We start from the raw sequence: 18,270 nt of genomic DNA on the forward strand, positions 1-18,270 counted from the left end.
ACCTCAGCAGCTGAAAAAGCCCGATCTGTACCTTTTCCACGGATCGGGCGGCACGTATGATTGCGCCTCGTCATACGCCAGTCTGGCAGCCAGACCGCGCGCATTCAAACGGATTTATGGGTGCTGCCTCTCAAGGCGTCAGGCCTGTGTGAATACGCAGGATTCCCAGCACGGTTGTTCATACGCCGCCTGGATCGTTCATTTTCGGGAACACATTGCCATGCAGGTCAGCAAATCGAACAAGCTCGCCAACGTCTGCTACGACATTCGCGGCCCAGTGCTCAAGCACGCCAAACGCCTGGAAGAGGAAGGCCATCGCATCCTCAAGCTGAACATCGGCAACCCGGCGCCCTTTGGTTTCGAAGCGCCGGATGAAATCCTCCAGGACGTGATCCGCAACCTGCCGACCGCTCAGGGCTACAGCGACTCCAAGGGTCTGTTCAGCGCCCGCAAGGCCGTCATGCAGTACTACCAGCAAAAGCAGGTGGAAGGCGTCGGCATTGAAGACATCTATTTGGGCAACGGCGTTTCCGAGCTGATCGTGATGTCGATGCAGGCCCTGCTCAACAACGGCGACGAAGTGCTGGTGCCGGCCCCGGATTACCCGCTGTGGACCGCCGCGGTGAGCCTGTCGGGCGGCAACCCGGTGCATTACCTGTGCGACGAGCAGGCCAACTGGTGGCCAGATCTGGCCGACATCAAGGCCAAGATCACCCCGAACACCAAAGCTCTGGTGATCATCAACCCGAACAACCCGACCGGCGCGGTGTATTCGAAAGAAGTCCTGCTGGGCATGCTGGAACTGGCCCGTCAGCACAACCTCGTGGTTTTTTCCGACGAAATCTACGACAAGATTCTGTACGACGATGCCGTGCACATCTGCACGGCCTCCCTGGCGCCAGATCTGCTGTGCCTGACGTTTAACGGTCTGTCCAAGTCTTATCGCGTGGCGGGTTTCCGTTCCGGCTGGATCGCCATTTCCGGCCCGAAACACCACGCCCAGAGCTACATCGAAGGCATCGACATGCTGGCGAACATGCGACTGTGTGCCAACGTGCCGAGCCAGCACGCTATCCAGACAGCCCTCGGCGGTTATCAGAGCATCAATGATCTGGTATTACCCCAAGGTCGGCTGCTGGAACAGCGCAACCGTACCTGGGAACTGCTCAACGCCATTCCCGGCGTAAGCTGCGTCAAGCCCATGGGCGCGCTCTATGCGTTCCCACGGATCGACCCGAAAGTCTGCCCGATCCATAACGACGAGAAATTCGTGCTCGACCTGCTGCTGTCGGAGAAGCTGCTGGTGGTTCAAGGCACCGCCTTCAACTGGCCATGGCCGGACCACTTCCGTGTGGTGACCCTGCCGCGTGTGGACGACCTGGACATGGCCATCGGACGGATTGGCAACTTCCTCAAGTCCTATCGCCAGTAAGCGGCCTGTCACCGTGCGACGCTTGCGCACGTCGCACGGTGATTGATTCAGCAACATATCTTTGCGCCCTGCCGAACATCGCTTCTTCAATTGCTGGCTGATGACTCGTTGCGCGCTCGCGTCTAACAAAGACGGGGCCTGCGACGTGAAATGACTGACAAACACTTCCCCTATCGACGTCGGAAATGCCCTTCAAATAGCTAGGCTGTTGCCGTAGGACACAGTTTGAAATAGTCACCCGGTTGAATAGCCCGGTTCAGCACCTTATATACCCCGCAGTACGCTACATCTTTAGCATGAGGAGATTTCTACAACCATGATGCGCATCCTGCTGTTTTTGGCCACTAACCTGGCGGTCGTGCTGATTGCCAGCATCACCCTGAGCCTTTTCGGCTTCAACGGGTTCATGGCGGCCAACGGGGTTGATCTCAACCTCAATCAGCTGCTGATTTTCTGTGCGGTCTTTGGTTTCGCCGGTTCGCTGTTCTCGCTGTTCATCTCCAAGTGGATGGCGAAGATGAGCACCAGCACCCAAATCATCAGCCAGCCGCGCACACGCCACGAGCAATGGCTGCTGCAAACCGTCGAGCAATTGTCCCGGGAAGCCGGGATCAAGATGCCCGAAGTCGGTATTTTCCCGGCCTATGAGGCGAACGCCTTCGCCACCGGCTGGAACAAGAACGACGCATTGGTCGCGGTCAGCCAGGGCCTGCTCGAGCGCTTCTCGCCGGATGAAGTGAAAGCCGTTCTGGCCCACGAAATTGGCCACGTAGCCAATGGCGACATGGTCACCCTGGCCCTGATCCAGGGCGTGGTGAATACCTTCGTGATGTTCTTTGCGCGGATCATCGGCAACTTTGTCGACAAGGTGATCTTCAAGAACGAAGAAGGCCAGGGCATTGCCTACTACGTGGCGACCATCTTCGCCGAACTGGTCCTGGGCATTCTGGCCAGCTCCATCGTCATGTGGTTCTCGCGCAAACGTGAGTTCCGTGCCGACGAAGCCGGTGCACGCCTGGCGGGCACCAACGCGATGATTGGCGCCCTGCAGCGCCTGCGTGCGGAACAGGGTCTGCCGGTGCACATGCCGGACACCTTGAATGCTTTCGGCATTAACGGTGGCATCAAACAGGGGTTCGCCCGCATGTTCATGAGCCACCCGCCGCTGGAAGAGCGCATCGACGCATTGCGTCGTCGGGGCTGATAGTTCTGCGGTGACAAAAAAAGGGGCGATCATCTGATCACCCCTTTTTTATGCCTTGCTGTTCCATCAACTCATCAGGCGATACACCCGCTCTTCAAGCCGCGTGACTCCGCTCTCGATAAACTTCCAGCTCTCGCCCAGAACGTCCTGATCCTCCAGAATCTTCAGCTCCCACGTCGCCCCGAACAACCGTTGCACTTCGTCATCCAACACTGCAAAGGGCGGTCCGTCCATTTGCGGCTGGTCGTAGTCCAGAGTAATCAGCAGCCCCTGCGAATCCTTCGGCAAAATTCGCTTCAGATGCTCGGCGTATTGATCGCGCATTTTAGGCGGCAGGGCGATCAACGCAGCGCGGTCGTACAGCGCACTGCAATCGGCGACATCGCCGGCAGTCAACGCGAAGAAATCACCACACCAGATCTCGATCGAGCCCGCCCGATAGACAGTGAAGGGGCCTTGGTCGCTGACGTCCGGATCAAATTGATGCTCGTGGAAAAAGTCTTCCACCGCTTTTTCCGACAACTCGACGCCCAACACTTCGTGACCGCATTTCGCCAGCCACAGCAGATCCAGACTTTTCCCACATAACGGCACCAGTACGCGCGCGCCCTCTTCCAGGCCCAGTTGCGGCCAGTACCGTTGCAGATATGGATTTACTTCCGGCAGGTGAAAGCCGATCTGATTCGACGTCCACCGCTTGTGCCAAAACTCCGGCTGCATAATTAATCCCGAAAATTCGATCAATAGACTCTAAAACTTATATTAGATTTAGATCAATGATCTGACTGAAGATGATGCCATCTTACGCCTCAGGAGCTCATTCATGTTCCCCAGCCTGCACATATCCCATGGCTCGCCCATGTTGGCACTGGAACCGGGCGCCAGCGGGCCCGCCCTCGCTCGCTTGGCCGCAGAATTGCCGAAACCCAGGGCCATCATCGTTGTTTCCGCGCATTGGGAAAGTAGTGAATTGCTCGTCAGCGGCAATCCCCAACCCGAAACCTGGCATGACTTCGGCGGATTTCCACAGGCGTTGTTCGACGTGCAATACCCGGCGCCCGGTGATCCACAATTGGCCGCAGAAGTTGTCGAACTGCTGAAGAGCGATGGCCTGCCCGCACGCATCGATGCCAAACGGCCGTTCGACCATGGTGTCTGGGTGCCTTTGTCGTTGATGTATCCACAAGCTGATATCCCCGTGGTGCAAGTCTCGCTCCCCACCCGTGGCGGCCCGACCCTGCAAACCCGCGTCGGCCATGCGCTGGCCAGTCTGCGCGAACATGGCGTGCTGTTGATCGGTTCCGGCAGCATCACCCACAACCTGCGCGAACTGGACTGGCACGCAGGCCCGGAAAGCGTCGAACCCTGGGCCCAGGCATTTCGCGACTGGATGATCGAAAAACTCGCTGCCAACGACGAAACCGCGTTGCACGACTACCGTCAGCAAGCACCGAATGCCGCGCGCAACCATCCGAGTGATGAACATCTGCTGCCTTTGTATTTTGCCCGTGGCGCCGGAGGAAACTTCAGCGTGACTCACAAGGGATTCACCATGGGCGCCCTGGGCATGGACATTTACCGCTTCGGATAAAGAAAGGAGCGTCCTGCGGCGGCCAGGTTCAGACCACATCAACCCCGACATGAATTGCATCATGCCGCCAAAACTCCAGATCACAATCGATCAGCCGTTCATGCTGATCGTAGTTGACCCGCGCAATCCGTAATCCCGGGCTCCCCACTGTCACCCGCAAGGCCGCCGCCGCATCCACCGACAACGCCGTCGGCACAATCTCGAAGCGCACCCGCCCGTAGTGCAAATCGTAATGCCGCGCGTACAGCTCGGTAATCGACTGATTCAAATCAAACTCCAGAATCCCCGGGAAAAACTGCGGATTCAAATAGTGCTCCACGTACAACACCAGCCGCTCATCAATCCGCCGCGCCCGGCAAATCTGAATCACGCTCGACAACGCCGGCAACTGCAACCAGGCACAGACCGCAGCCGACGCCGGTTGCAACCGCGCTGAAATCACCTCGGTGGACGGCACACGCCCCTGTGCACTGACCATCGCGTGAAAATGACTGCGCTGCATCAGGTTATACGCCAGGCGCGGTGGCGACACGAACCAGCCACGGCGCTCCTCCCGATAAATCTGCCCCTGGGCTTCCAACTGCAACAACGCTTCACGCACGGTGATTCGCGTGGTACCGAACAACTCACTGAGTTTACGCTCGGCCGGCAGTTTGCTACCGGGCGCCAACAGGCCATGGTCAAGCTGTTCCTGCAGAACCTGCCCGATCGCTGTCACCGCTTTGGTTGTCTCGATGCGCATCAACGTTACCTATCTGGACTAGACCAGCACTGTTTCGGGGCGGAACCGCGATTCAATCGGCTCCCATCAACTCTCTGCAAGCCTAGGCACTGCTTATGACTGACAGATGACAAAGGCGCCGAACGGTTGATCCAGACACCTGCAATTTCATGGCCAAGTCCTTTCATATCAGCTCTTTAGCCATGGTCTACGCTTACCCCGGAGCCTGAGCATTCCAGTACAGAACATAGAGGTAGACCGGTCGTCGACATCAAAATGTCATCCAACCGGCCTAAATTGGCTCAGGTATTGCTGACCTAGACCAACACAACCGCAATCGCAGCGTTGAAAACGCCCAAAGGAGCTTCGGATGAAAAAGCTTTTCCTGGCATCACTGTTAGGCTCGACCATTGCCATGTGCACCGCCGCCATGGCCGCTGATACCGACTTGAAAACTCTGGAAGCCGCTGCGAAAGCGGAAGGTGAGGTCAACAGTGTCGGCATGCCCGATAACTGGGCCAACTGGAAAGGCACCTGGGATGACCTGGCCAAGAACTACGGCTTGAAGCACATCGACACCGACATGAGCTCGGCCCAGGAAATCGCCAAGTTCAAAGCTGAAAAAGACAACGCCACGGCTGACATCGGTGACGTCGGCGCAGCCTTCGGCCCGATCGCGGTCAAGCAAGATGTGGTGCAACCTTACAAACCCTCTACTTGGGATCAGATTCCAGATTGGGCCAAGGACAAGGACGGCAATTGGGCGCTGGCCTATACCGGCACCATCGCGTTTATCGTCAACAAGAAGCTGCTGCACGGTTCCGAAGCCCCGACCAAGTGGGCTGATCTGAAAACCGGTAAATACAAGGTTTCCATCGGTGACGTGAGTACCGCCGCCCAGGCCGCCAACGGCGTACTGGCCGCAGCACTGGCCAACGGTGGCGACGAAAAGAACCTGCAACCAGCGCTGTTGCTGTTCGCAGATATCGCCAAACAAGGACGCCTGTCCATGGCCAACCCGACCATCGCCACGATGGAAAAGGGTGAAATCGAAGTCGGCGTGGTCTGGGACTTCAACGGCCTGAGCTACAAGGCCAAGATGGCGAATCCGGATGATTACGTGGTGCTGATTCCATCCGATGGCTCGGTGATTTCCGGTTACACCACCATCATCAACAAATACGCGAAAAACCCGAACGCCGCCAAGCTGACCCGCGAATACATCTTCAGCGATGCCGGTCAGATCAACCTGGCGCGCGGCAACGCCCGTCCGATCCGCGCCGACCACGTCAAATTGCCGGATGACGTCAAGGCCCAACTGCTGCCTAACGAGCAGTACAAAAAGGTCACGCCGATCAAAGACGCAGATGCGTGGGAAAAGACCTCCAAGGCGCTGCCTCAGAAGTGGAACGAAGAAGTCATCGTCGAGATGAAGTGATGCCGTGCTTCTTGTAGGAGCGAGGCTTGCCCGCGAAGAGGGACTGACATTCAACATTGATGTTGGCTGAAAGTCCGCTTTCGCGAGCAAGCTTCGCTCCTACAAGTTTCGCTGAAATCTAATGTTTTACGGAGTCATCGCCCCTATGAAGCACAACGTCATCCTTGTCGTGCTCGACGGCCTCAATTACGAAGTCGCGCGTCACGCCATGGGGCACCTGCAGGCTTATGTTGGCGCAGGACGCGCGTCGCTCTACAAACTGGAGTGCGAACTGCCGGCCCTGTCCCGACCGCTTTACGAATGCATCCTCACCGGCGTCCCGCCCATCGAGAGCGGCATCGTCCACAATAACGTCTCGCGCCTGTCCAACCAGCGCAGCATCTATCACTACGCCCGTGATGCCGGCCTTACAACCGCCGCCGCGGCCTATCACTGGGTCAGCGAGCTGTATAACAATTCGCCCTTCGTTGCCGCACGGGATCGTCACACCGACAACCCCGACCTGCCGATCCAGCACGGCCATTTCTACTGGAACGATCACTACCCGGACTCGCACCTGTTCGCCGACGCCGAGAATCTGCGCCTGCGTCATGCGCCGAATTTTTTACTGGTCCACCCCATGAACATCGACGACGCCGGGCACAAGCACGGTCTCGACACCCCGCAATACCGCAACAGCGCCCGCTCGGCGGACATTATTCTGGCCGACTACCTGCAAACCTGGCTCGACGCCGGCTATCAGGTGCTGGTGACGGCCGACCACGGGATGAACAACGACCGTTCCCACAATGGCCTGCTGGCCGAAGAGCGCGAAGTACCGCTATTCGTTCTGGGAGATGCCTTCAGTTTCAACGCCGACGCCGCACCGAAACAGACTGAAATATGCGGCACCGTCTGCGAATTGCTGGGTGTGACCCACGACAAACCTGTCTGCCGGGAATTGCTCAAGTGAACGCCATGACGCGCGGCAAATGGCTGGCAGCCTTGTGCCTGGTGCCTTTCGCACTGTTCTTTATCGTGTTCGAGATCGCCCCCCTCGTCTGGGTGATGATCAACAGCCTGCAATCGGAAGAGTTCGGCTGGGGCCTGGCGAACTTCACCAAGATCTTCAACTCGAAGTTCTATTTGCAAGCGATCCAGTACAGCCTCGAGATCAGTTTCTGGTCCAGCGTGTTCGGCATCATCATCGCCGTACTCGGCGCCTACTCCTTACGCCGGGTCGACTCGAAACTGCGCAACTTCGTCAACGCCTTCGCCAACATGACCAGCAACTTCGCCGGCGTGCCCCTGGCTTTCGCGTTCATCATCCTGCTGGGCTTCAACGGCAGCTTCACCATTTTGCTCAAGCAGGCCGGGATCATTCAGGACTTCAACCTGTACTCGAAAACCGGGCTGATCATTCTTTACACCTACTTCCAGATTCCATTGGGCGTGCTGCTGCTCTACCCGGCTTTCGATGCCTTGCGCGAAGACTGGCGTGAGTCCGCCCAATTGCTCGGCGCCAACGGCTGGCAGTTCTGGCGCCACATCGGTTTGCCGGTGCTGACGCCTGCGCTGCTCGGTACCTTCGTGATCTTGCTGGCCAACGCCCTCGGCGCCTACGCTACGGTGTACGCCTTGACTACCGGCAACTTCAACGTGCTGCCAATCCGTATCGCGGCGATGGTCTCCGGCGACATTTCCCTGGACCCGAACCTGGCCAGTGCCTTGGCCGTGGTGCTGGTGGCGTTGATGACCCTGGTGACCATCGTGCATCAGCTGCTGTTGAAGAGGAGCTACCATGTCTCGCGCTGAACTGGGCCCCATCGGTGTCTATCACCGGGTAGTGGTGTACTTGCTGTTTGCCATTCTGTTGTTGCCGTTGCTCGGGACGCTGATCTACTCGATCGCCAGCAGTTGGTCTGCGACCATTCTGCCCAGTGGCTTTACCTTCAAGTGGTACATCCAGCTGTGGAGCGATCCGCGCTTTCTGCATGCCTTCGGGCAGTCGCTGCTGGTTTGCGTCGGCGCGTTGATTCTGTCGGTGGTGCTGATTCTGCCGTTGCTGTTCGTGGTGCATTACCACTTCCCCAAACTCGATGCGCTGATGAACATCCTGATCCTGCTGCCCTTCGCGGTGCCGCCGGTGGTGTCGTCGGTGGGGCTGTTGCAGCTCTATGGTTCCGGGCCGTTTGCGATGGTCGGTACGCCGTGGATTCTGATTGGCTGCTACTTCACCATCGCGCTGCCGTTCATGTACCGGGCGATCACCAACAACCTGCAAGCGATCAACCTGCGCGACCTGATGGACTCCGCTCAGTTGCTTGGGGCCAGCACCTGGCAAGCCGCGTTCCTGGTGGTGTTGCCGAACCTGCGCAAGGGCCTGATGGTGGCGTTGCTGCTGTCGTTCTCGTTCCTGTTCGGTGAGTTCGTCTTCGCCAACATCCTGGTCGGCACCCGCTACGAAACCCTGCAGGTCTACCTCAACAACATGCGTAACAGCAGCGGCCACTTCACCAGTGCGCTGGTGATCTCCTACTTCTTCTTTGTGCTGGTTCTGACCTGGGCGGCCAATATTTTGAACAAGGACAAAAGCGAATGAGCTATGTCAGCGTCCAACACCTGCAAAAAAACTATTCGGGCACCACCGTATTCAGCGACATCAACTGCGAAATCCAGAAGGGTGAGTTCGTCACCCTCCTCGGCCCGTCCGGTTGCGGCAAGTCGACGCTACTGCGTTGCATCGCCGGGCTGACCTCGGTGGATGGTGGCAAGATCCTGCTCGATGGCGCCGACCTCGTGCCGTTGAGCCCGCAGAAACGCGGGATCGGCATGGTGTTTCAGAGCTACGCGCTGTTCCCCAACATGACCGTGGAGCAGAACGTCGCTTTTGGTTTACGCATGCAGAAGGTCAACGCCGACGACAGCCATAAGCGTGTTGCCGAAGTGCTGAAACTGGTGGAACTCAACGATTTCGCCGCGCGCTATCCACATCAACTGTCCGGCGGCCAATGCCAGCGAGTCGCCCTCGCCCGATCGTTGGTGACCCGACCACGTCTGTTGTTGCTGGATGAACCGCTGTCGGCCCTCGATGCGCGGATTCGCAAGCACTTGCGCGAACAGATCCGTCAGATCCAGCGTGAACTCGGCTTGACCACGATCTTCGTCACTCACGATCAGGAAGAAGCCCTGACGATGTCCGACCGGATTTTCTTGATGAATCAGGGAAAAATCGTACAAAGCGGCGACGCCCAGACCCTTTACACCGCACCCATCGATTTCTTTGCCGCAGGTTTCATCGGCAACTACAACCTGCTGGACGCCGACAGCGCCACAAAACTGCTGCAGCGACCCATTACCCAGCGCATCGCGATTCGCCCGGAAGCCATCGAGCTGAGCCTGAACGGCGAACTCGACGCGCAAATCCGCAGCCACAGCCTGTTGGGCAACGTGATTCGCTACCGGGTTGAAGCCCGGGGCGTGGAATTGGTGGTGGATGTGCTGAACCGCTCGGCGGCCGATCTGCATCCCGATGGTCAGCGTCTGGCGCTTTCCATCGATCCGACGGCCCTCTGTGAGGTAGCCTGATGCCTTTGCTGATGTTGAAGAGAGAACCGCACTGATGGCCCTGGCAATTTTTGATTTGGACGAAACCCTGATCCACGGTGACTGCGCCACCCTTTGGAGCGAGCAAATGGGCCGCCTGGGCTGGGTCGATCCCGAGTCGTTCATGCGTCAGAACAACGAACTGATGGATGCCTACAGCCACGGCAAGCTGCGGATGGAGGAGTACATGACTTTCAGCCTTGAGCCGATGATCGGGCGCACACCGCAAGAGGTTGACCATTTGGTAGGGCCTTGGGTGGAAGACTTCATCGAGCCGATCATTTTCAGTGACGCCACCAAAGCGATTGCAGCCCATCGCAAGGCCGGCGACCGGATTTTGGTGATTTCGGCGTCGGGCACGCACTTGGTGAGGCCGATTGCCGATCGCTTGGGCATTGACGAGATTCTTGGCATCGAGCTGGAAGTCGCGCACGGCGTTTATAGCGGCCACACCGTCGGCACGCTGACCTACCGCGAAGGCAAGATCACGCGCTTGCTGGAATGGCTGGATGCTGAAGAGGAAAACCTTGAGGGCGCGAGTTTCTATTCGGATTCACGCAACGATTTGCCGCTGCTGCTGAAAGTGGATTTCCCGCACGTGGTGAATCCGGATCCAGTGTTGCTTGAGCACGCCGAAAAAGCAGGCTGGCCGATCCATCTCTGGAAATAATCCCCCTTCCCCACTGATCGTCCCACGCTCTGCGTGGGACGATCTATGTCAGCCGGAAATCAGGTCAGGCTTTCGTCGATCACCAACACCAACTTCCCCGCCACCTTGTTGGTCGCCAACTCAGCAAACGCCGCTTCGGCATCCTTGATCGGGAAGGTCTTGGCCAGTTGCGGACTCAAACGCCCTTCGGCAAACAGCGGCCAGACATGCTGGCTCAGATCACTGAACAAATCCGCCTTGAACTGATCGTCGCGACTGCGCAAGGTCGAACCCAGCAATTGCACGCGCTTGGCCAGCACCTGCGCCAGATCCAGCTTCGCCTCACGTCCGCCCATCAGGCCAATCAACACCCAACGACCGTCGCGGGCCAGCAGTTTCAGATTCAACGTCGCGTAGTTACCGCCGACCGGATCAAGGATCACATCGAACGGCCCCAGATCGCCCAAGCTGTCCAGATCCCCGTTGCGCACTACCCCGCCTTGTGCGCCCAGCGCTTCGCAGTAAGCCAAACGCTCGGCGGAACCGACGCTGACCCAGCACGGGTTACCAAACGCCTTGCACAGCTGAATGGCAGCTGAACCGATTCCACTTGCTCCGGCGTGCAGGAGAACTTTCTCACCTGGCTTGAGCGCAGCCAATTGAAACAAATTCAGCCAAACGGTCGCATACACTTCCGGCAGCGCTGCTGCCTCAGCCAGAGACAAACCTTCGGGAACCGGTAACACATGCCGTCCGTCGACAACTACCTCCTCGGCCATCCCACCCCCGGCCAGCAAGGCGCAGACCCGGTCCCCGAGCTGCCAGGACGAACCCGGCCCCACCTCGCTAATCACCCCCGAACACTCAAGACCCAGCACCTGACTGGCTCCCGGCGGTGGCGGATAAAGACCCGCCGCCTGTAACAAATCGGCTCGATTGAGACCCGCAGCCGCCACTCGAATCCGAACTTGTCCTACATCGCATGTAGGACTGGGCTCTTCCACCCACGCCACTTGACCTTCAACGCCTTGCAATGCTTTCACAGTGCCTCCATAGTGAGTCTGGACTGAGCCCGTAGCTGTAGCGCCGGGCTTTCTTGCATTTTTTGACCGGCCCTTTGTGGAACCGGCGACTTCAAAGACGGCCTAATATGCGTGATCAATTGTCCCCGCGTCGAATCAGCATGAAGCATTTTTTCCCCAGCACCGCCCTAGCTCTATTCATTGGTATCGGCCTGTTGCCGATGTCGACCAATTCGTTTGCAGCCAATAGCTGGGACAAGCTTCAGCCTGATCGTGACGAAGTAATCGCCAGCCTGAACGTCGTCGAGTTGCTAAAGCGCCATCACTACAGCAAACCACCTCTCGATGATGCGCGCTCCGTGATCATCTATGACAGCTACCTCAAGTTGCTGGATCCATCGCGCAGCTACTTCATGGCCAGCGACATTGCCGAATTCGACAAGTGGAAAACCCAGTTTGACGACTTCCTCAAAAGCGGCGACCTGAACGCCGGGTTCACCATCTACAAGCGCTACCTGGACCGCGTCAAAGCGCGTCTGGACTTCGCCCTTGCCGAGCTGAACAAAGGCGTCGACAAGATCGACTTCACGACCAAGGAAACCTTGCTGATCGATCGCAAGGACGCCCCTTGGCTCAAGTCCACAGCAGAACTCGACGACCTGTGGCGCAAACGCGTCAAGGACGAAGTGCTGCGGATGAAGATTGCCGGCAAAGAGCCCAAGCAGATTCAGGAAACCCTGACCAAGCGTTACAAGAATCAATTGGCGCGCCTGGACCAGACCCGTCCGGAAGACATCTTCCAGGCGTACATCAATACCTTCGCCATGTCCTACGACCCGCACACCAACTATCTGTCGCCGGATAACGCGGAGAACTTCGACATCAACATGAGCCTGTCCCTCGAGGGCATCGGCGCCGTGTTGCAGAGCGACAACGACCAGGTGAAAGTCGTGCGTCTGGTGCCGGCAGGCCCGGCCGACAAGACCAAGCAAGTCGCACCGGCTGACAAGATCATCGGCGTTGCCCAGGGCAACAAAGAAATGGTCGATGTGGTCGGCTGGCGTCTGGACGAAGTGGTCAAGCTGATCCGTGGGCCGAAAGGCACCGTGGTGCGCCTGGAAGTGATCCCGGCCAGCAACGCGCCGAACGACCAGACCACCAAGATCGTCCCGATCACCCGCGAAGCAGTGAAGCTTGAAGACCAGGCTGTGAAGAAGTCGGTCCTCAACCTGAAACAAGACGGCAAGGACTACAAGCTCGGCGTCATCGAGATCCCGGCCTTCTACCTGGATTTCAAGGCCTTCCGTGCTGGCGATCCGGACTACAAGAGCACCACTCGCGACGTCAAGAAGCTGCTGACCGAGTTGCAGAAAGACAAAGTTGACGGCGTAGTCATCGACCTGCGCAACAACGGCGGTGGTTCCCTGCAGGAAGCCACAGAGCTGACCAGTCTGTTTATCGACAAAGGTCCGACCGTTCTCGTACGTAATGCCGATGGCCGGGTCGATGTGCTGGAAGATGAAAACCCGGGCGCCTTCTACAAAGGGCCAATGGCGTTGCTGGTCAACCGCTTGTCCGCCTCGGCTTCGGAGATTTTTGCCGGCGCCATGCAGGACTACCACCGCGCATTGATCATCGGCGGCCAGACCTTCGGTAAAGGCACCGTGCAGACCATTCAGCCGCTGAACCATGGCGAACTGAAACTGACCCTGGCCAAGTTCTACCGGGTTTCCGGCCAGAGCACCCAGCATCAGGGCGTACTGCCGGACATCGATTACCCATCGATCATCGACACCAAGGAAATCGGCGAAAGCGCACTGCCTGAAGCCATGCCGTGGGACACCATCCGTGCGGCCATCAAGCCTGCGGTTGACCCGTTCAAGCCGTACATCTCGCAGCTTAAATCCGAGCATGACGTACGCTCGACCAAAGACGCGGAGTTCGTGTTCATCCGCGACAAACTGGCCTTGGCGCAGAAACTGATGGCGGAAAAAACCGTCAGCCTCAATGAAGCTGATCGTCGTGCCCAACACGCCGATATCGAAGCCAAGCAACTTGCCATGGAAAACATTCGTCGCAAGGCCAAGGGTGAAGAGCCGCTCAAAGAGCTGAAGAAAGAAGACGAAGACGCGATCGCGGCCGAGCCAGACAAGACCAAACCAGAAGACGATGCTTATCTGAGCGAGACCGGGCGGATTCTGTTGGACTACCTGAAACTCAACACCGCGGTAGCCAAGCACTAAGTTGTTACAAGCAAGATGATGGCAATTTAATACTGATGCTCCCCGGAGCGTCATCAAACAGTCATCATTCTGTCGTGAAATACAGGACTGGGAGCCCTCTTTAAATCAAGAGTGTGCTCCCAGTCCTTTTTTTATCGCCAGAGATCGCCATGACCACTACCGAACAGCTGAGTGCCTTGAGTTCCATACTGGCTCAAAGCGGTTTGCACAGCCTGTTCCAGCCGATCATTTGCCTCTCTGAACGACGCATTCTCGGTTACGAAGCACTCAGTCGCGGCCCCTCCAACAGTCCGCTGCACTCCCCCATCGCACTGTTCGCCGTCGCCCGGCAGGCTGGCCGCCTGAGCGAACTGGAGATCGCTTGCCGTCAAAGCGCTTGCCGCCGCTTCAACGAACAACAACTGCCCGGCAAGCTGTTCCTCAACGTTTCCCCGGAATCCTTGCTCGAAGCCGCTCACCAACCCGGTCGCACCCTGCAACTGCTGCAGGATTTCGGCATACCGCCGAGTCAGGTGGTGATCGAACTGACTGAACAGACCCCGACCGACGATTTCGAGCTGCTGCAAACCGCGCTGCATCACTATCGAGCGATGGGGTTTTCCATTGCTCTGGATGATCTGGGTGCAGGCTACTCGAGCTTGCGGCTCTGGTCCGAATTGCGTCCGGACTACGTGAAGATTGATCGACACTTCATCGATGGCATTCACCAGGACGCCCTCAAGCGCGAATTCGTTGGCTCTATCCTGCAAATCGCCAAGGCGTCGCGGGCGCAAGTGATCGCCGAAGGCATCGAGCTGCCGGAAGAACTCGCGGTGTTGACCGAGATGGGCGTTGACCTGGTTCAGGGTTATTTGCTCTGTCGGCCTCAAGAGCAACCGCCTCGGGATGCCCGAGCGATGATGCCAAAACATGACAGCTCCGCCGTGGCGCTGAATGACGAAGGCAGCGACCTCAGCGCACTGCTCAACGATCAACCGGCCGTGGCCCGCGACACCCCGACCGCCACGGTGCTGGAAGCCTTCCGCCGCCAAGCCAACCTGAACTCACTGGCGGTGCTCGACGAGCAAGGCCACCCTTGCGGCATCGTCCATCGGCATTCGCTCTCGGACGCGTTGCTGAAGCCCTTTGCCACCGACCTGTTCGCCCGCAAGCCGATCAGCCGGTTAATGAGCGATGACTTCCTCGCCGTTGAGATGAGCCAGTCGTTGCAACAAGTGAGTCGCCTGATCACCAGCCGCGCGCGGCAGCGCATCGAAGAGGACTTCATCATCACCCTCAACGGCGGTTATCTGGGGTTGGGCCGGGTTATCGATGTGCTCAAACTGATTACCGAACTGAAAATCCAGCAAGCCCGCTACGCCAACCCGCTGACCCTGCTGCCGGGAAACGTGCCGATCCAGCAATGCCTGACACGGCTGCTTCAACAGCAACGGGAATCGGTGATCTGCTACGTGGACATCGACAGTTTCAAACCCTTCAACGACATCTACGGCTACGGCCGTGGGGACGAAGTCCTCCTGTGCCTGGCGCAATGCCTGAATGATCGCGTCGACCCTTCCCGCGACTTCGTCGGGCATATCGGCGGTGATGACTTCCTGCTGGTACTCGGCCCGGAAGACTGGCGCAAACGTTTGAACCAGTTGCTGGACGACTTCCAGAGCCAGTGCCGACGTTTTTATCGCAGCGAACACCTGGAAGCTGGCTGCTTCATCGCCCCAAACCGTCAGGGTGTGCGTCAGGAGTTTGCGTTGTTGTCACTGTCGATCGGCGTGGTGCATTTACATCCACAGGCCTGTGGACACCTCGATGCAAGTCAATTGGCGGAGCTGGCCTCGCAAGCCAAGCACCATGCGAAGAATGTGCCGGGGTATAGCGTGCATGTGATTGATAGTTTGGCGGTGCCGGTACAAGAAGATGAATTGCTCCTGGGTCATCGCTGATTTCCCTGACGTCTTCGCGGGTAAGCCCACATTAGATCTACGGTGAACACAAATTTGTGAACATCAGAGAATAAGTGTGGGAGTGCCTTGCCCGCGAAGGCGCCTGTTCAAACGACACAATTCTTCAATGCTGAAAACTGGTCAGGAAGGCCGCGCCCGCAACCGCCGGCCAAGCACATCCAGCACATCACACCCATCCCGCAACGGAATGGCGCAGAGCAAGGCAAAGTCACTGAGAATGAAGGACTGACACTCAATCGAACCACGCATGGACAGGTTCTCCATCACTTGAGTGACGGCGCGGATTCGGTAGCTGGCAGCGTCATACAAAACATCAAGCGGCGCTTGGGTATCAACGAACAGTGTGGGCATGTCGTCGCAGTTGCTGGTGAGCGCCATGAAGCGGTTTTCGGGGTGGGGAGTTGGTTTTTTGTAGGGTGGGTCGGGTGTAAGGGTCGTCATCAATCTGATTCCTAACGTGTGAATTGGAACCGCCAACAATCACTTCCACGCAATAGGTGGCGGCTGTACGCAGGTGTGGAAGACCGAGACGTTAGGCACCCGGCGCACTCGAAAGCGCCCCGCGCACAGCCACCATAAAACACAGACGATAAAAAACGCCGAACTGGTGGCGCTTGATGCGCCTAACGATAGAAGGACTTCCACGCCCTGTCACTGAATTTGCAGTGACCGCCCAAAGACTATCGATGAGGTCCGTTGCGCACCAGTTCATGGAAACCGCTACAACTTGAAGGAAACTTCCGACGACCTTGCCCAGAAATTTCGCTGCCACATCACTGACGTCATCTCACCAAGTGGATTGATCCTCAAGGCTTGCCTTTAGCAGCTGACCTTTCCACTCATCGCTCAAAACACTGTATATATCTTCAAAAAAAGCACGAGGACTTTTCATCTCATCCCAGCCACCTGGAAAAAGATTGGTGCTTTCGCAGTCATGTTCTAGTAATGCCTTAAAATCATAAGACTCATCTTGTAGTGCAGACTCAAGGACAGCAACCAGTAAAAACTTATGCCTATAACTCAAAAAATCGTAACTAACTAAAATATAATTTCTCGCAAGCATCCTTCTATCAGCAGAAAGGTTAATGTCGTATTTCTCGAGTTCTAGACCAAGTGTGTGCTCCCTATCATAGATATCAAAATCGCCTATGAGCTCCCTCACTGTTGGCGCGTATGGCTGATCTAAATACGGATCTTTAATCATTTAATTATCACCGGATGAGATGTAAATGGCTTAGGGTTTCCACCTTTACTAAATTTTGTTTCCGAACCGTGCATATTTTCAAACAGTTGCGGATTTTCAGGGTCTTTTCTGTTCGGCTTATATCCTCGCCCAACATTTTTATTCTCCCTTCTAACCACATTGTAGCCATTGACATCTTTTCCAGTGAATTGCGGAAGCCCTCGAACAACTCTTGTCATATCATCGTTCAGCGTATGCATTTGCAAGTTCCAGCTTTTATATTGCGAGCTTAAGTTTCCTCTATTTTCTCTATGGGGAATCTTAGTTATAGGATCCGTACCGTCTACCGAGCGCTGTCGAATTACCGCATCAGGAACCTCGACACCATGCTTACCAATGGAATGCATTCCAGGGTACTTTCTCTCAAAACGCTCAACCCAACGCTTAGCGATCTCCTCCTTAAGAACCTCAATCCGCTCCCGCCGCTGCTCACCCGTCAGCTTCGGCAGTTGCGGCTCACCCTCATCAACCTTAGCGCCAGCCGTATCATCCGGCGCCTGACACCCTGGCTTATTCGGCGGCGGACAATTCCCGCTCAACCCCAACGGATCAATCCACCCCGTCGGATTCGGCGTGTATTGATACTGGTTCAGCCCGCCCGCCAACTTGATCGGGTCCGGCGTCAGGTACCGACCCACCTGCGGATCATAGTACCGATGCCGGTTGTAATGCAGGCCGCTCTCGGCATCAAAGTACTGCCCTTGAAACCGCAACGGCTGCTCGAGCTGTTCTCCCCCACCGAACGCCAGGCGCGTGACCTTGCCGTAGGCGTTGTATTTCGCCGACCAGACGATCTCGCCACCAAAATCGGTCAGTTCCTGCGGCGTGCCGAGGTGATCGAGTTGGTAATAGAACGGGCAGGCGTGGCGCGGGCCTTTGCCGTCGAGCATGGCCAGTGGGCGGAAGCTGCCCGGTTCGTAGACGTAGCTGCGGTAGTGCTCGCGGCTGCTTTCGGCGGCGAGGTTGTCGCCCTGCCAGAAGAACTCGGTGGTGTGGCCATCGACGGTTTTGGCGATGCGGCGGCCGAAGGCGTCGTAGCGGTAGCTTGAGCAACGACCGTCCGGGGTGGTGACGCCGATCAAGCGGTGTTGGCAGTCGTAGCGGTATTCGGTGACGAGTTTTTGCGCGGTGCCGCGGCGTTCGCGGATCAGGTTGCCGAAGGCGTCGTAGTCGTAGTGGCG

Annotated in this window: 17 protein-coding genes; 11 read left to right on the forward strand and 6 right to left on the reverse strand. The window is 57.3% G+C overall.

Annotated elements, in window-relative coordinates:
- Window positions 1-220: 220 nt before the first annotated feature.
- Both QK293_RS19880 and htpX read left to right on the forward strand, forming a co-directional pair.
- Window positions 221-1,432 (forward strand): pyridoxal phosphate-dependent aminotransferase, encoded by a 1,212-nt coding sequence (locus QK293_RS19880; RefSeq protein ID WP_282380133.1) that lies wholly within the window; start codon window positions 221-223, stop codon window positions 1,430-1,432.
- 316 nt (window positions 1,433-1,748) lie between these two features.
- Window positions 1,749-2,636, forward strand: a complete 888-nt coding sequence (htpX, locus tag QK293_RS19885) for a protease HtpX (protein WP_282380135.1) — start codon at window positions 1,749-1,751, stop codon at window positions 2,634-2,636.
- A 66-nt stretch (window positions 2,637-2,702) separates the two neighbouring features.
- Here htpX and QK293_RS19890 read toward each other — a convergent pair whose 3' ends face one another.
- A complete protein-coding gene (locus tag QK293_RS19890) occupies window positions 2,703-3,356 on the reverse strand; it encodes a thiopurine S-methyltransferase (protein ID WP_282380165.1) in 654 nt (217 codons plus the stop codon).
- 103 nt (window positions 3,357-3,459) lie between these two features.
- Here QK293_RS19890 and QK293_RS19895 point away from each other — a divergent pair, with 103 nt between their 5' ends.
- Window positions 3,460-4,227, forward strand: a complete 768-nt coding sequence (locus tag QK293_RS19895; protein ID WP_282380137.1) for a class III extradiol ring-cleavage dioxygenase — start codon at window positions 3,460-3,462, stop codon at window positions 4,225-4,227.
- A gap of 28 nt (window positions 4,228-4,255) precedes the next feature.
- Here the strand turns inward: QK293_RS19895 and QK293_RS19900 are convergent, their stop codons facing one another.
- On the reverse strand, window positions 4,256-4,969 hold the full coding sequence (locus tag QK293_RS19900; RefSeq protein WP_282380139.1) for a UTRA domain-containing protein: 714 nt from the start codon (window positions 4,967-4,969) through the stop codon (window positions 4,256-4,258).
- Between the two features lie 349 nt (window positions 4,970-5,318).
- Here QK293_RS19900 and QK293_RS19905 point away from each other — a divergent pair, with 349 nt between their 5' ends.
- The 6 genes from QK293_RS19905 (at window position 5,319) to QK293_RS19930 (ending at window position 10,641) form a co-directional block, all read left to right on the forward strand.
- Complete coding sequence (locus tag QK293_RS19905) at window positions 5,319-6,386, forward strand: ABC transporter substrate-binding protein (protein ID WP_282380140.1); 1,068 nt, start codon at window positions 5,319-5,321, stop codon at window positions 6,384-6,386.
- A 145-nt stretch (window positions 6,387-6,531) separates the two neighbouring features.
- Entirely contained in the window at window positions 6,532-7,338 is an 807-nt protein-coding gene (locus tag QK293_RS19910; protein WP_282380142.1) for an alkaline phosphatase family protein, read from the forward strand.
- 5 nt (window positions 7,339-7,343) lie between these two features.
- Window positions 7,344-8,180 carry an ABC transporter permease subunit gene (locus QK293_RS19915; RefSeq protein ID WP_282380167.1) on the forward strand — a complete coding sequence of 279 codons (837 nt, stop codon included), beginning with the start codon at window positions 7,344-7,346 and terminating at the stop codon, window positions 8,178-8,180.
- On the forward strand, window positions 8,167-8,967 hold the full coding sequence (locus QK293_RS19920) for an ABC transporter permease (protein WP_282380144.1): 801 nt from the start codon (window positions 8,167-8,169) through the stop codon (window positions 8,965-8,967). Before QK293_RS19915 ends, QK293_RS19920 begins: the two co-directional genes overlap by 14 nt.
- The gene (locus tag QK293_RS19925; protein ID WP_282380146.1) at window positions 8,964-9,953 is read left to right on the forward strand and encodes an ABC transporter ATP-binding protein; all 990 of its coding nucleotides are present in this window, start codon (window positions 8,964-8,966) and stop codon (window positions 9,951-9,953) included. Before QK293_RS19920 ends, QK293_RS19925 begins: the two co-directional genes overlap by 4 nt.
- 34 nt (window positions 9,954-9,987) lie before the next feature.
- A complete protein-coding gene (locus QK293_RS19930; protein WP_282380148.1) occupies window positions 9,988-10,641 on the forward strand; it encodes an HAD family hydrolase in 654 nt (217 codons plus the stop codon).
- A gap of 59 nt (window positions 10,642-10,700) precedes the next feature.
- Here the strand turns inward: QK293_RS19930 and QK293_RS19935 are convergent, their stop codons facing one another.
- On the reverse strand, window positions 10,701-11,663 hold the full coding sequence (locus QK293_RS19935) for a zinc-binding dehydrogenase (RefSeq protein ID WP_282380150.1): 963 nt from the start codon (window positions 11,661-11,663) through the stop codon (window positions 10,701-10,703).
- Window positions 11,664-11,803: 140 nt separating this feature from the next.
- On the opposite strand from QK293_RS19935, the gene QK293_RS19940 reads away from it, so the two are divergent.
- Window positions 11,804-13,885, forward strand: a complete 2,082-nt coding sequence (locus QK293_RS19940; protein ID WP_282380152.1) for a carboxy terminal-processing peptidase — start codon at window positions 11,804-11,806, stop codon at window positions 13,883-13,885.
- A gap of 149 nt (window positions 13,886-14,034) precedes the next feature.
- Window positions 14,035-15,825 (forward strand): bifunctional diguanylate cyclase/phosphodiesterase, encoded by a 1,791-nt coding sequence (locus QK293_RS19945; protein WP_282380156.1) that lies wholly within the window; start codon window positions 14,035-14,037, stop codon window positions 15,823-15,825.
- A gap of 141 nt (window positions 15,826-15,966) precedes the next feature.
- Here the strand turns inward: QK293_RS19945 and QK293_RS19950 are convergent, their stop codons facing one another.
- The 3 genes from QK293_RS19950 to QK293_RS19960 form a co-directional block, all read right to left on the reverse strand.
- Entirely contained in the window at window positions 15,967-16,287 is a 321-nt protein-coding gene (locus QK293_RS19950; protein ID WP_282380158.1) for a hypothetical protein, read from the reverse strand.
- A gap of 346 nt (window positions 16,288-16,633) precedes the next feature.
- A complete protein-coding gene (locus QK293_RS19955; RefSeq protein WP_282380159.1) occupies window positions 16,634-17,050 on the reverse strand; it encodes a hypothetical protein in 417 nt (138 codons plus the stop codon).
- On the reverse strand, window positions 17,047-18,270 hold a 1,224-nt coding region (locus tag QK293_RS19960), incomplete at its 5' end, for an RHS repeat-associated core domain-containing protein (protein WP_282380161.1). The genes QK293_RS19955 and QK293_RS19960, both read right to left, overlap by 4 nt.

Source organism: Pseudomonas sp. AL03 (assembly GCF_029960815.1).
Classification (GTDB): Bacteria; Pseudomonadota; Gammaproteobacteria; order Pseudomonadales; family Pseudomonadaceae; genus Aquipseudomonas.